We start from the raw sequence: 12,055 nt of genomic DNA, 5'->3' as shown, positions 1-12,055 counted from the left end.
TAATGTGCTAGTATGTGAACGATAAATATCAAATGGAATTTTCATACTAGGTAAAATCTGCATCTTTCTTTTTATCTCGTATTACATTATAATTATTTTAACTTAATTTATAAGCAGGAGGAGATTTCAATGAGTGAAGTCTCTTTCTGTTTGTTTGCGATTTTACAAAGATGCAATGGATTTTTACTATTAACACAATTGGTGTATAGTTATTATAGATAATTTTAGAAGGAATAGGGTGTTGAAATAATGAGTGAATATCGAGTATTACTTTATTATAAATATGTGCCGATTGAAAATCCGGAAGAATTTACAAAGGAGCATTTAGCTTTTTGTAAAGAGCTTGGATTATTAGGTCGTATTCTTATTTCCCATGAAGGGATCAATGGAACAGTTTCTGGTACGGTAGAACAAACAGATAAATATATAGAAGCAATGAGACAAGATCCTCGTTTTAGTGATACTATTTTTAAAATTGATGAAGAAGATGGTCATGCATTTAAGAAAATGCATGTTCGCCATAAGAAAGAATTAGTTAACTTAAGCTTAGAGGATGACGTAAATCCACTAGAACTAACTGGTAAACATTTAAAGCCAACAGAATTTTATGAGAAAATGCAAGATCCTGATACAGTTGTGATTGACGCTCGTAATGACTATGAATTTGATCTTGGTCATTTTAGAGGTGCTATTAAGCCAGATATTGAAACATTTAGAGAGCTACCACAATGGATTAAAGAAAATAAAGATATGCTTGAAGGCAAGAAAATCCTTACCTATTGTACAGGTGGGGTAAGATGTGAGAAATTCTCTGGATGGTTAATGAAAGAAGGCTTTGAAGATGTAAGCCAATTAGATGGTGGAATTGTCACTTACGGTAAAGATCCAGAAGTTCAAGGAGAACTTTGGGATGGTCAATGCTATGTATTCGATCAAAGAATCAGTGTGCCAGTTAACCGTAAAGAACATGTTATTGTAGGTCGTGACTTCTTTACAGGGGAGCCATGTGAAAGATATGTAAACTGTGCAAACCCAGAGTGTAACCGCAAAATGCTATGTAGTGAAGAAAATGAAGAGAAGTACATGAGAAGCTGTAGCCATGAGTGCCGCACGCATCCTAGAAATTTCTACGTGAAACATAATGGACTTACTCCAGAGCAAGTAGAAGCAAGAGTGAAAGAAATTGCTCAATGGGAAGAAGAAAGTAAAGTAAAGTAATGGTAAGGGCTGTCCTTTAAGGGCGGCTTTTTTTGTTTATTGTGGGAATGGGTTTGGTTGGAAAAAGTAAAAATTTGGCTGATACCCCACTTATCTGCACGATATCAACCTTTGTTGGATCATTAGTGGCAACGAAATTAGTTTAAGATCTTTATTTTAGACGGGGAGGAATGGGTACTGTGTATAAATGCTAATAATTGTTCTGCCATATACTCAGTAGGGTAACAAAAATCTTCCTTCACCCACTCCATAATCATACCGATGATTGCATTTGCTTGATAACTGATATGGAGATTTCGGTTGATTTTTGGATCTATAAGTGCATACTCAAAATCTTCTATATTTATATTTTTTAAGGTCTGATAAATACGCTGCTGATAATCGTATAGGAAGTCAGAAGAGAAAATAAGTTTATAAAACAGGGCATGCCTTTGAACATGTTCAAATATTTTAATCGAGTTAGATGATAATGTAGATACATCAAAGGTATCTAGATGAACATAGGGAAAGCGATATGCCCAAATTAAATCAGAGAGAACATCATTTGTTAAATCCTCTAGTAAATCTTCTTTGTATTGGTAATGTCGATAAAAGGTTCCTCGATTTACATCAGCAAGCTCGACAATGTTTGTAATGCTAATATCTTTAAAATCCTTTTGATCCATTAAAGTGATAAGGGCATTTTTTAATGCTTTTTTTGATTTTTTCACTCTTCTATCAGAGCTAGTTTCGATTGTTTTCATCATTATAAGCCTCCCTACTACTTCAAAGAATTTGAGTAATAAAACAAAAATCTACTCTATTGTTCAATAAGAGACATTTCTTGTTTTTTTGCTGATTGAATAGTTTATTGTAATAAAATTATACTATAAGAGTAGTGAATACGTTAAATAATTTAACTGCTTTTTGATAGCGATTTCAGTAGGAGGAGTAGATTATATGAAGTTACAAGATAAAGTTGCGGTTATTACAGGTGCAGCATCTGGAATGGGTAAAGCAATTGCTTTAACTTATGCAAAAGAAGGTGCAAGTGTTGTTGTTTCTGATTTAAATTTAGAAGGTGCTGAGGCTACTGTTCAGGAGATTGAAGCAAATGGAGGAAAAGCATTTTCTATCAAAACAAATGTAGCGGTAGAAGAGGATATTCAGCAATTAATTGATTCAGCTGTTGATACTTTTGGAAAAGTAGATATCCTTGTGAACAATGCTGGGATTATGGACAATATGGAGCCAGCAGCTGATATTGAAGATAAAAATTGGGAGAGAATATTTGCAATTAATACGACTAGTGTGATGCGTTCTACTAGAAAAGTATTGCCATTATTTTTAGAACAGCAGGGTGGAGTAATTGTAAATATTGCTTCTGCAGGAGGTTTATATGGAGCTCGTGCGGGTGGAGCTTATACTGCTTCTAAGCATGCGGTTGTTGGATTTACGAAAAATACTGGATTTATGTATGCTGACCAAGGGATTAGATGTAATGCGATTGCTCCAGGAGCAGTTATTACAAATATCGGTTCTACGATGACAAATATCAATCAATATGGTGCATCTAAACAACAACTAGGTATGGCGATTAATCCAAGAGCTGGCAGTGCAGAAGAAATTGCAAAGGTTGCCCTGTTTTTAGCATCTGATGATTCCAGCTTTTTAAATGGAACAGTTATTACAGCTGATGGTGGCTGGACTGCTTATTAAAATAGAAGAAACTAGTTATTGCCGACAAACTTAGGTTGTCGGCAATATTTTTTACTGTTAAAATGGATAAGTTTTCTGAAAGCCCACACGCCCCTAACCGGGTGCCATCCGCTTTTCTGATTGTCTAACACCAGCACCAGCGCCTACCGCCTAGCAAACTTCAGGTCATCTCCCTACGATAAGTCAACATCGAATCGCTTACGCTCTTCGTGTTTCCTATATCTCAGTCGATGCCCTTCCAGTTTGTACGGCGGTGAGCAAGACGCTGGCGCTTTTCTTACAACTCGATGGTTTCGCCTAGCTCTAATACTTTCCCTTTAAGCCCAAGTTCTTCCAGCTTGTTTACAAAGGCTTTTGCGTCTTGCTCGATAACAGGGAATGTATTGTAATGAATCGGAATGATTAGTTTTGCTTGATACCATTCGGCTGCTTGCAGTGCATCTTCTGGTCCCATTGTATAATGGTCTCCGATTGGTAGAAAAACAACGTCTAAATTATTTCGATCACCAATCATTTTCATATCACCGAAAAGTCCAGTGTCTCCGGCATGGTGTAGCACTTTTCCCTCTGCTTCGATAATATATCCAGCTGGCATCCCACCATATAAGATGTTTTTATTTTCTTCATCAATAATCCCTGAACTATGGAAGGCATGTGTCATTTTTGCTTTGGCAAATCCTAAATCGACTGTTCCGCCAATATTCATGCCAATTGTTTCAACGCCTTTCCATGACATATAGGCAGCTAACTCAGGATTAGAGACAACTGGGGCATTATTTGCTTTTGCGATGGGTGCGGCATCGAGAATATGATCCATATGAGCATGGGTCAATAGGACAGCATCCACTTTTACTTCCTCTATTTTTGAAACTGCTGACGGATTTCCGCTAATAAACGGATCAATAATTAAAGACTTTCCTGCTGTATTAATTTCAATAGCGGATTGACCATGATAAGTAATTTTCATGCAAAATCATCTCCTTCATTCCACAAAAAGGTGGATTCTTGTCCATTTTAGATTAAAACAAAGAGGGGAAATGTGCCAAATGATATGCCTATTTTTCATAGGAAAGCACATCTTCTTTGCTATAAGAAGTATTCACACTTCCTCTTAAGGAAATACATGGAACTACCGTTGTTTTGGCTGGCAAAAAGCTAACATCGCAAAAGAAATAATTGTGATGGTTACTACCCAAATCCATGCCATTCGTATATTTCCCGTATCAATAGCAACATAAATCGCGGTAGGTAAGGTCTGCGTTTTTCCTGGGATATTACCCGCAAACATTAAAGTAGCTCCAAATTCTCCTAATCCTCTGGCAAAGCTCAGGATGCTCCCGGAAAGAATAGAATGGGAGGCGAGTGGAATGGAAATGGATGTTAGTACTTTCCATTCATTCGCACCATCTACTCGTGCCGCATCTTCAATGGAGGGATCAATTTGGATAAAGCCAGCTTTAGCTGATTGATACATTAAAGGAAAGGATACTACAAATGCAGCGATTACCGCAGCCCACCACGTAAAAATGACAGGCTGCTGAAAAATCCATTCGATTCCTTTGCCAATGAAACTATTTCTACCAAACAAAACAAGCAATAGGAAGCCTGTAACTGTTGGGGGAAGGACGATTGGCAAAAGTAAACATGTTTCAAGCAATGTCTTTCCTTTAAAATTTTTTCTGGCTAACTTGGCAGCAAGAATCGTTCCACTGGCAATGACAACGACAGTGGCAACTAGAGAAACTTGTAAGGAAATAGAAATGGGTGACCAAAAATTAGCCCATTCCTCTTTAGTTAACAATGAATCCATCTTCTTTGAAAACCTTTAAACTAGTTGGTGTTTGCAAATAGTCATAAAATGTTTTTGCTGCCTCATAATTTTTACTGTCCTTGATGATGCCAATTGGATAGACAATAGGAGTATGGCTTGATTCATCCGCAATTGCTACTACCTCGACAGAATCGGATGTCTTTGCATCTGTCCCATAAACGATCCCTGCAGCCACATTGTTTGTTTCTACATATGACAATACTTGGCGGACATCCTTTGCGCGAACAATATTCTTCTCTACTTCTTCCCAAATATGGAGGGATTGAAGCGTCTCTTTTGCATAATTTCCTGCTGGAACAGATTCAGGTATACCAATAGCAATTTTTTCCTTATCCAATTTTTCTAAATCAGCGAAGCTATTAATCGTTGTATTGGATTGTTTATTGGTAATGAGTACTAAATTATTTTTAACTAAGTCCATATGATCTGAGTCCTTAATAAATCCATCCGCTACTAAAAGATCTAGCTTATCCTTCGCTGCTGAGAAAAATAAATCAACTGGTGCTCCTTGTGAAATCTGTTGTTGTAATGCTCCTGATGAACCAAAATTAAAGGTTATTACAATGTCTGGATGTTCCTCTTCAAATTTCTCTTTGATCGTACCTAATGAATCTTGCATACTTGCAGCAGCAGAGACAGTTAAGGAAATAGGTTCTTCCTTAGGGGGGGATGATTGTTTCTGATTGCTACTACAAGCGGCTAGAACCAGTAAGGTTATAAATAAGAATAGTATGAGTTGAATGTTCTTTCTCATAGTGCGTCACCTTTTTTCCCAACATTCCTTAATGTTTCTTTTTCTTGAGTACTCAAAGTAGATAATGGCTCTCTACATATTCCTGCTTCAATATTATTTTCTGTTAGAACATATTTGATAGCCCGCAGTGCTCCTATTTCTAAAATGGTATGTATGGCTGGGAGTAATTCAGAGAATTGTTCTTCTGCAAGTTTCCATTCGTTTGTTTTTATCAATTGAACAATTTGTTGCATTTCTTTTGGAAAAATATTTCCTATTATACTAGTGATTCCGTCATAACCGTTTTGCATATTTTCTAAAAGTTGTAGATCAAACCCTGTTAAAACAGAGAAGGAAGGACCAAGCTTATTTTTGACGAGAGGAGCATTTTTAGGATTACCAGCCTCTTTTAGAGCTTGGATTTGAGGATAACGCTCTACTAGATCGTATAAAGTATGTAAGTCTAGGTTAAATCCAGTACGTGGTGGATTATTATAGAGCATAATTGGTAAATCAGTAGCATTACAAACTTTTTTCACGTAATCCTCTGCTTCTTTTTGGCTCATACGTAAATAAGGAGGAAATCCAAGCATAATTCCATCCAGATTTTCTCGTTGGGCAGCCTCTGCCAATCGTATGGCATCGGGTGTTCTCACAGCAGCAACTCCTCCAATGAGAAGGAGATCCTCTTGTCCCGCCAACTTTGCTTCGCGATAGAGAATTAGTCGTTCTTCGATTGACATCGAATGCTGTTCTCCAGTGGAACCACTGATAAGAAGAGCAGGAACATGATTCTTTTTATAGTAATCTATTAAAGAATAAATGCCACTTAGCCAGAGCTTTTCCTTATGATCAAAAGGGGTAACCATCGCAACACTATATGGAACAAACGGATTTTGTTTAATCATACTCCTCACTCCTTTTAAAATAGATTATACTTGAACTATTCAGATAATTAAAAAGAAAGCTGTTTAATAAAAGGCTTTCTACCAATTTATCTTTTTCTTGCTATGAAATCAATATGAAATATGAAGGGAGCAGGGTATTTGTGGTTAGGGTAGCGCTAAATTATGCAATCATGCTAGAACTAGTGAAAAGTAAAGGATACAAGGAAGAAGAGATTTTACAAGCTCTGGAAAGGAAAGACCTTGTTTTCTTTCAAAGCTGTGGCAATGGTTTGCCGGATTGGGAAACGCTATTCACTTATTATGAAAAAAATAAACCAGGAGTAAAAGCGATCATTGCAGATGATTATGAAATTACCTTTTTGACAAAGGGAACATTAAAAAGACTTTTATTACTTAAATATCAATTAGTGGAGGGAAAAGACTTTGAGGATCGAGGAGAAATTTTAGGGACAATAACTTTACCAAAGGAATTCTTTCATTCCTTTACAACAATAGTAGCGAAAAATTGGACTTTTGTCGTATTGGAAGAGAATACATACAATGTTATCTTTGATATTAAGTTATCAGTAATCGAATAAATGTATTTGGGACAAGTGGTTGTTATTTTTAAGATAAATCTTTCTTTATATATATAGAAGGAGGTAAAAATAACAAATAGGATAGAAAAGCGGCTAATGAAGATTAGTCCCTTTTTTTACAACAAAAACAGAACATATGTTCCTTTGGGAGGTTTGAATATGAAGGAATGCCGTTCTTTACAATCAGAGGCTTTTACCACGTTTTTGCAAGAAAATAAATCATTATTAAGTAACCCAATTGTAAAGAGTTTTTTGAAGAAAAAGGTGAATTTTCATCTGTTAAAAAAAGCAATAGAATGTCCAACAAAGGAAAATAGAGAAAAGGTGGATGAAGCCTTTAAAAAGCATTTCTTTACGATTCGGTTTACTTCGTATATCACTTCTTCGATGGAGTATAGCACCATTAATTTTAATAAAAGCCTAACTCTGTATCAGAAAAGATTTCCCTTAATTTTGGCTGAAAAGGAAACAGAAGGAGAGAAGGATCTTACTCTACAGGATAAGCATGCTGAAATAGAAAGCATAGTGGAGAATGAGGCTATGAGATCTGGTATGGAGGAATATATCTCAGACAAAACGATATATTCTGCCATTCTTAGCCTGACACAATCACAACGAGTAGTTCTTACCTATGCATATCTTTATAAATTAACGGATACAGAAATTGCTCGGGCAATCGGTACATCACAACAATATGTTTCCAAAACGCGAAAAACAGCTTTAAAACATATTGTTTCATTTATGAATAGAAAGGAGGAAGGTAGATGGAATTGATAGACATGACACAATGGATGACAATAATCAGTAACTTTGGTTTTCCGCTAACTTTATCTTTATTTGTTCTGCTTCGTTTAGATAAAAAAGTGGATCAGCTTCTTAAGGAATGGAAGGAAATACATTCAAATCAACGAAAGGAAAATGGCAAATGACAGATATGTATACAATCGTGAAAAGGGCAAAAGTAGATCCTGAAATATTAAATGAATTAATTGAGATGTTTGAGCCAAAGGTAAATAAATTAATGAAAAGAACAAATCCAAATGATATGGCAGATCTTTCTCAAGAGCTAAAACTTATGCTTATAAAGTCTGCCCATCAATATGATCTAGATAGTATACCGGGATTCTGGGAGTTTAAGGATAAGCAAAAAAGATAAGGGTTATGTAAACGTAAAAATCCGAACCCAGTACGAGCAGATGAGACTCTAGGTTCGGATTTTTTTAGGAGATGCTAAACTTTCCGCTTCAATAAGCTATTTGTAATCGCGTAAAGATGATTTTTGTAATCTCCTTCAGGTAATTTATTAAGTTGTTTGATGGCTTTTTCTGTATATTTTTTAGCGAGAAGTTCGGATTTTTCTACCCCATTATATTTAGCAATAAGTTCAGAAATCTGTTGCATGTCCTCGTCAGTCAAGTCGTCTTTTTTATCTAGGATAGGAATCAGCTCTTTAGGACTTGCTTGAATAGCATAAATGAGTGGCAGATTATAATGACCTTGTTTAATATCTGCCATCACTGGTTTGCCTAATGTTAAGCTATCTCCTTTATAATCCAGAATATCATCCATTATTTGAAAGGCCATGCCGATATAATGGCCCATATTCCAAGCATTCATAGCGAGTGCTCTGTTTGCTTCACTTTCAATCGCACCGGAATAGCAGCTTACTGCAAAAAGCTGGGCAGTTTTTCCGGAGATTCTTGTTAAATAATTTTTAACTGTAACGGTAGATTGGTATCGGGCGTTCAATTGATCTAATTCTCCGCTTAAAATTTTTTCCATGCTGCGGGCATTAAATTCTAAATGAGATAGAGAAGTAGCGTGTTTGGATAAAATGGTAAAACAAACGCAGAATAGATAATCACCTGCGTAGATGGCAAACTTATTCCCGTTTCGAGAATGAATGGTTGGAATGCTATGCCGTGTCGGTGATTCATCAATAACGTCGTCATGGATTAGTGTCGCCATATGCAATGTTTCCAATGCAGCTGCGACAGCAATGGCACGATTCTTGTCTTTAGAAGGACCTATTTGTGAACAAAGAAGGGAGTAGGCAGGTCTCAGTAACTTACCACCGGAATAGATTAAATCCTTAATCGTTTTTTCTACTACTTTGTCACGAACGCGAATATTCTTTTCAATTAATTGAAGTACTTTAGACAAGTCATTTTTTAATTCAGGATACGTATCCCACATTTGATGTACACGCATAGTCTAACCTCTTTCATTACTAGATTCGTTTATTTCAGATAAATCTCTATAATATTGTAGTTTTTCTACATGTGTGATTAAATAGTTGGCAAGTATTCCTATGGCTATTCCTGATAATATTCCGATAAAGGATAAGACAGGTAGATATAGGAGTACGGTCCATGTTTGTGCAACAAAGCTTGCAACGGCCAATTGGCCAATATTATGAAGAATTGCCCCAGTGGTACTTACCCCAATTAAGCTAATTCGTTTAGTGCCTAGTTGCTTTACGCTCCACATGCCGATAAAGCTTAAGATTGCCCCGCTTGCACTATACATAAAGGTAGAAAGCGTTCCTCCTAATAGTGCTGCTAAGCAAAGGCGAATCGCAACTACTTTAAAGGCATCTTTCGTAGGAAGTGTGTATAGAGCCAAGCATGTAATAATATTTGCTAATCCAAGCTTTGCTCCTGGCGCAAATGCAAAGGGAAAAGGGATTGCTCGTTCTAATAAGCTTATTATTACAGCTTGTGACGCAAGCAGTGCTATATATACAAGGCGTTGATTTTTCGTCATCTTCTCAACTTCCATTCTTGCAAATATAATTATTCCTATAAATAAGTTGCTTGTAGGTTAAATAAATACTGACTCGTATTAATCAGTACAGGACAAAAAAGAATAGGTTTTTAGTTTTATCTTTATTCTGTGACCAGGTTGAATAATGCGGAAAGCAACCAACTAATTTTGAAAGACTAGCTTTTAAAAGCATCACTGAATAAAATCAAAAGCTTCTTTTTTCTCCTTTACTGATTCAGGAGGATTGCTAGAAACATGGAGAATTCTATATTCTCTATGTTTCTAGCATATTTTCAATTATTTATAGTCTTTATATATCGCTCGTTCTTTTCCGTACCACCAGTCGCCTAATTTTCTTTGAAGGAAAGGAATAACCCAATAATCTAATCCGAATGTACGACCAGATCCGTTCATCAAGGCGATAGATGCTGGTAATGCCCAAACTTTATCCCATCCAAGCATCGCACATAAAGTGAACATTACTAAGAATGCAGCACTTGCAGCATTTGCTAACCATGTGAATAAACCAGCTAGAATTGCTAAACCGATTGCTAATTCAATAAAAATCATCATTTTTTGCATAAATAGTGCAACTTCTGGTGTCGGTAGCATGATTTTCATAATCCATTCAAACCAGAATGGCATTTTGCTTAAAATTGGTGTCGCCAAGTCAGTAGAAGCAGCTGCTTCACTTGCCCCACTTGTTGCTGTTTGTAGCCATTCAAAAGGCATTTTTACACTAGTAGCTGTTAGCCAAGAATCTTCTCCAATGCCTTTGAATAGATTTGGAACCTTAGACCAGCTAGAGATAGAATCTTTCCATACAGATTCACCCCAAAATTTTGCACATGCTTCAATTATCCAGAAACCTGCAACAAATACTCGTAAAGGTAAGCTCCAAAGGACATTGCCATAGCGTGTTAAGAAGTCACGGAAAATATTACGTTTATCTTTTGTATGGAAAAACTCATGCATCACATATTGGTACATATAATAGCCGCTTCCGATGCCAAAGAAATAATATAGATTAACCATATGTTTCATGAAGTTTGCAAACCAGCCACTTAAATGCATACCACTTAAATTCGCAACGCCGTATCTTGCTCCTATTGATACCATTACCCCGTGGTATTTCCCTTTATATGATTCTTTTTCGCCGCCACTAATTTCTGCAATAATATTCTTTGCAGCTGTCAAAGCAGTTTGTTCAGCAGCTTCTACAATTTGAGGAGTAGGCTTTCCAGGCTCTTCTTCAAAATATGCTAAGTCACCAACTACATAGACATCTTTATAATCTTCTGATTCCATATGAGCATTTACTTTTAATCGTCCTGCTCTTCCAGCAGACATACCATAATCTTTTGTGTCAGAATTAGCACGAACACCTGCTGTCCAAATAAGGGTGTAGGTTGGAAGCTCTTCGCCAGATTTTAGAACGATAGCATCTTCTTTTACTTCAACGATTGGAGAGCTTTTCAGGATTTTAACACCTTTTTTCACCATATAGCTTTCAGCTTTATCAGCATCTCTGCGTTCAAGCATATTTAATATAGTAGGAGCTGCTTCCACAACGTATAAGGTAATATCCTTTGCATCTAGTTTATAGTCTTTCGCTAATCTTTCTTTCCATTCAATAAGTTCTCCAACCATTTCGATTCCTGTGAACCCAGAACCACAGACAGTAAAGGTTAGCATTGCTTTTCTTGTAGCTTCTTCATGAACACTAGCAGCTTTCCGAACGGTCTTCTCAATATGTTCTCTTAATCTGACAGAATCTTCCCAAGACCAAAGAGTAAATCCATTTTCTTTTACTCCAGGTGTGCCAAAATCATTTGGTTCTCCGCCCATTCCTAAGATTAAATAATCAAAGGAAAATTGTCCGTGTTCTGTTGTTACTAATTTACTTTGATAATCAACGTGTTTAACATTGTCTGTAACTAATTTAACCTTCGTACGATTAAATAAACGACGTAAATCAAATTGAATAGCATCTGGTTCTACTCTGTGTGCAGCAACCTCATGTAATTCAGTCATCATTGTATGATAGGAATGTCTATCTATAAGTGTAATGGAAACCGAATCATCTTTTTTATACTTTTTAGCAAGCTTTTTTGCAGCATGTACGCCCGCATAACCAGCTCCGATTATGACAATATTTTTTTTGTCCATTCTTCCTATTCACTCCCTTAATTGGTTAATTTCTTTTTGTGAAGTTTTGAACAATACTAATATAACAATGTGGTTTTTATCTGTCTATGGACTTCATAGAATGTATACAATTTAAAATTTCGCTTGTTCACATTTTCGCAACATTTAATAGCTG

The 12,055-nt window shown here is 36.3% G+C and carries 14 protein-coding genes; 6 read left to right on the top strand and 8 right to left on the bottom strand.

Annotation, left to right across the window (positions count from 1 at the left end; translation table 11 throughout):
- The first annotated feature begins 246 nt into the window (after positions 1-246).
- Complete coding sequence (gene trhO, locus RTL21_RS07595; RefSeq protein WP_312094948.1) at positions 247-1,218, top strand: oxygen-dependent tRNA uridine(34) hydroxylase TrhO; 972 nt, start codon at positions 247-249, stop codon at positions 1,216-1,218.
- A 137-nt stretch (positions 1,219-1,355) separates the two neighbouring features.
- Here the strand turns inward: trhO and RTL21_RS07590 are convergent, their stop codons facing one another.
- Complete coding sequence (locus RTL21_RS07590; protein ID WP_312094901.1) at positions 1,356-1,961, bottom strand: TetR/AcrR family transcriptional regulator; 606 nt, start codon at positions 1,959-1,961, stop codon at positions 1,356-1,358.
- 196 nt (positions 1,962-2,157) lie between these two features.
- On the opposite strand from RTL21_RS07590, the gene RTL21_RS07585 reads away from it, so the two are divergent.
- Positions 2,158-2,916, top strand: a complete 759-nt coding sequence (locus RTL21_RS07585) for an SDR family oxidoreductase (RefSeq protein WP_312094899.1) — start codon at positions 2,158-2,160, stop codon at positions 2,914-2,916.
- Positions 2,917-3,193: 277 nt separating this feature from the next.
- Here the strand turns inward: RTL21_RS07585 and RTL21_RS07580 are convergent, their stop codons facing one another.
- The 4 genes from RTL21_RS07580 to RTL21_RS07565 all read right to left on the bottom strand — a co-directional run bounded on the left by RTL21_RS07580 (position 3,194) and on the right by RTL21_RS07565 (position 6,388).
- Positions 3,194-3,883: a metal-dependent hydrolase gene (locus RTL21_RS07580; protein WP_312094897.1), complete on the bottom strand. Its 690-nt coding sequence runs from the start codon at positions 3,881-3,883 to the stop codon at positions 3,194-3,196.
- Positions 3,884-4,045: 162 nt separating this feature from the next.
- On the bottom strand, positions 4,046-4,726 hold the full coding sequence (gene modB / locus RTL21_RS07575) for a molybdate ABC transporter permease subunit (RefSeq protein WP_312094896.1): 681 nt from the start codon (positions 4,724-4,726) through the stop codon (positions 4,046-4,048).
- The gene (gene modA / locus RTL21_RS07570; RefSeq protein ID WP_312094894.1) at positions 4,707-5,501 is read right to left on the bottom strand and encodes a molybdate ABC transporter substrate-binding protein; all 795 of its coding nucleotides are present in this window, start codon (positions 5,499-5,501) and stop codon (positions 4,707-4,709) included. Before modA ends, modB begins: the two co-directional genes overlap by 20 nt.
- Positions 5,498-6,388, bottom strand: coding sequence for a dihydrodipicolinate synthase family protein (locus RTL21_RS07565; protein WP_312094892.1), 891 nt, complete (start codon positions 6,386-6,388; stop codon positions 5,498-5,500). Before RTL21_RS07565 ends, modA begins: the two co-directional genes overlap by 4 nt.
- Positions 6,389-6,528: 140 nt before the next feature.
- Between RTL21_RS07565 and RTL21_RS07560 the strand changes: the two genes are divergently transcribed.
- The 4 genes from RTL21_RS07560 to RTL21_RS07545 all read left to right on the top strand — a co-directional run bounded on the left by RTL21_RS07560 (position 6,529) and on the right by RTL21_RS07545 (position 8,122).
- A complete protein-coding gene (locus tag RTL21_RS07560) occupies positions 6,529-6,966 on the top strand; it encodes a hypothetical protein (RefSeq protein ID WP_312094890.1) in 438 nt (145 codons plus the stop codon).
- 159 nt (positions 6,967-7,125) lie between these two features.
- On the top strand, positions 7,126-7,740 hold the full coding sequence (locus RTL21_RS07555; RefSeq protein WP_312094888.1) for a sigma factor-like helix-turn-helix DNA-binding protein: 615 nt from the start codon (positions 7,126-7,128) through the stop codon (positions 7,738-7,740).
- On the top strand, positions 7,731-7,895 hold the full coding sequence (locus RTL21_RS07550) for a YvrJ family protein (protein WP_312094886.1): 165 nt from the start codon (positions 7,731-7,733) through the stop codon (positions 7,893-7,895). Before RTL21_RS07555 ends, RTL21_RS07550 begins: the two co-directional genes overlap by 10 nt.
- The gene (locus RTL21_RS07545; RefSeq protein ID WP_312094884.1) at positions 7,892-8,122 is read left to right on the top strand and encodes a hypothetical protein; all 231 of its coding nucleotides are present in this window, start codon (positions 7,892-7,894) and stop codon (positions 8,120-8,122) included. Before RTL21_RS07550 ends, RTL21_RS07545 begins: the two co-directional genes overlap by 4 nt.
- 74 nt (positions 8,123-8,196) lie before the next feature.
- On the opposite strand, the gene RTL21_RS07540 is transcribed toward RTL21_RS07545, so the two are convergent.
- From RTL21_RS07540 to RTL21_RS07530, 3 genes are all read right to left on the bottom strand, one after another.
- Entirely contained in the window at positions 8,197-9,177 is a 981-nt protein-coding gene (locus tag RTL21_RS07540) for a polyprenyl synthetase family protein (RefSeq protein ID WP_312094882.1), read from the bottom strand.
- 3 nt (positions 9,178-9,180) lie between these two features.
- Positions 9,181-9,732, bottom strand: a complete 552-nt coding sequence (locus tag RTL21_RS07535; protein WP_312094880.1) for a Gx transporter family protein — start codon at positions 9,730-9,732, stop codon at positions 9,181-9,183.
- A gap of 297 nt (positions 9,733-10,029) precedes the next feature.
- Positions 10,030-11,901: an FAD-dependent oxidoreductase gene (locus RTL21_RS07530; protein ID WP_312094878.1), complete on the bottom strand. Its 1,872-nt coding sequence runs from the start codon at positions 11,899-11,901 to the stop codon at positions 10,030-10,032.
- Positions 11,902-12,055 lie beyond the last annotated feature (154 nt).

The sequence above is a fragment of the Niallia sp. genome, from assembly GCF_031978665.1.
GTDB lineage: Bacteria > Bacillota > Bacilli > Bacillales > Cytobacillaceae > Niallia.
The sequence above is the reverse complement of the archived record's forward strand: the minus strand, read 5'-3'. Positions and strand labels throughout refer to the sequence as shown.

Excerpts from the sequence above, each read along its gene's own strand:
- RTL21_RS07540 (WP_312094882.1), bottom strand. The coding sequence starts at position 9,177 with ATGCGTGTACATCAAATGTGGGATACGTATCCTGAATTAAAAAATGAC.
- RTL21_RS07585 (WP_312094899.1), top strand. The coding sequence starts at position 2,158 with ATGAAGTTACAAGATAAAGTTGCGGTTATTACAGGTGCAGCATCTGGA.
- RTL21_RS07565 (WP_312094892.1), bottom strand. The coding sequence starts at position 6,388 with ATGATTAAACAAAATCCGTTTGTTCCATATAGTGTTGCGATGGTTACC.
- RTL21_RS07550 (WP_312094886.1), top strand. The coding sequence starts at position 7,731 with ATGGAATTGATAGACATGACACAATGGATGACAATAATCAGTAACTTT.
- modB (WP_312094896.1), bottom strand. The coding sequence starts at position 4,726 with ATGGATTCATTGTTAACTAAAGAGGAATGGGCTAATTTTTGGTCACCC.
- RTL21_RS07590 (WP_312094901.1), bottom strand. The coding sequence starts at position 1,961 with ATGAAAACAATCGAAACTAGCTCTGATAGAAGAGTGAAAAAATCAAAA.
- RTL21_RS07555 (WP_312094888.1), top strand. The coding sequence starts at position 7,126 with ATGAAGGAATGCCGTTCTTTACAATCAGAGGCTTTTACCACGTTTTTG.
- RTL21_RS07545 (WP_312094884.1), top strand. The coding sequence starts at position 7,892 with ATGACAGATATGTATACAATCGTGAAAAGGGCAAAAGTAGATCCTGAA.
- RTL21_RS07535 (WP_312094880.1), bottom strand. The coding sequence starts at position 9,732 with ATGACGAAAAATCAACGCCTTGTATATATAGCACTGCTTGCGTCACAA.
- RTL21_RS07580 (WP_312094897.1), bottom strand. The coding sequence starts at position 3,883 with ATGAAAATTACTTATCATGGTCAATCCGCTATTGAAATTAATACAGCA.
- modA (WP_312094894.1), bottom strand. The coding sequence starts at position 5,501 with ATGAGAAAGAACATTCAACTCATACTATTCTTATTTATAACCTTACTG.
- RTL21_RS07530 (WP_312094878.1), bottom strand. The coding sequence starts at position 11,901 with ATGGACAAAAAAAATATTGTCATAATCGGAGCTGGTTATGCGGGCGTA.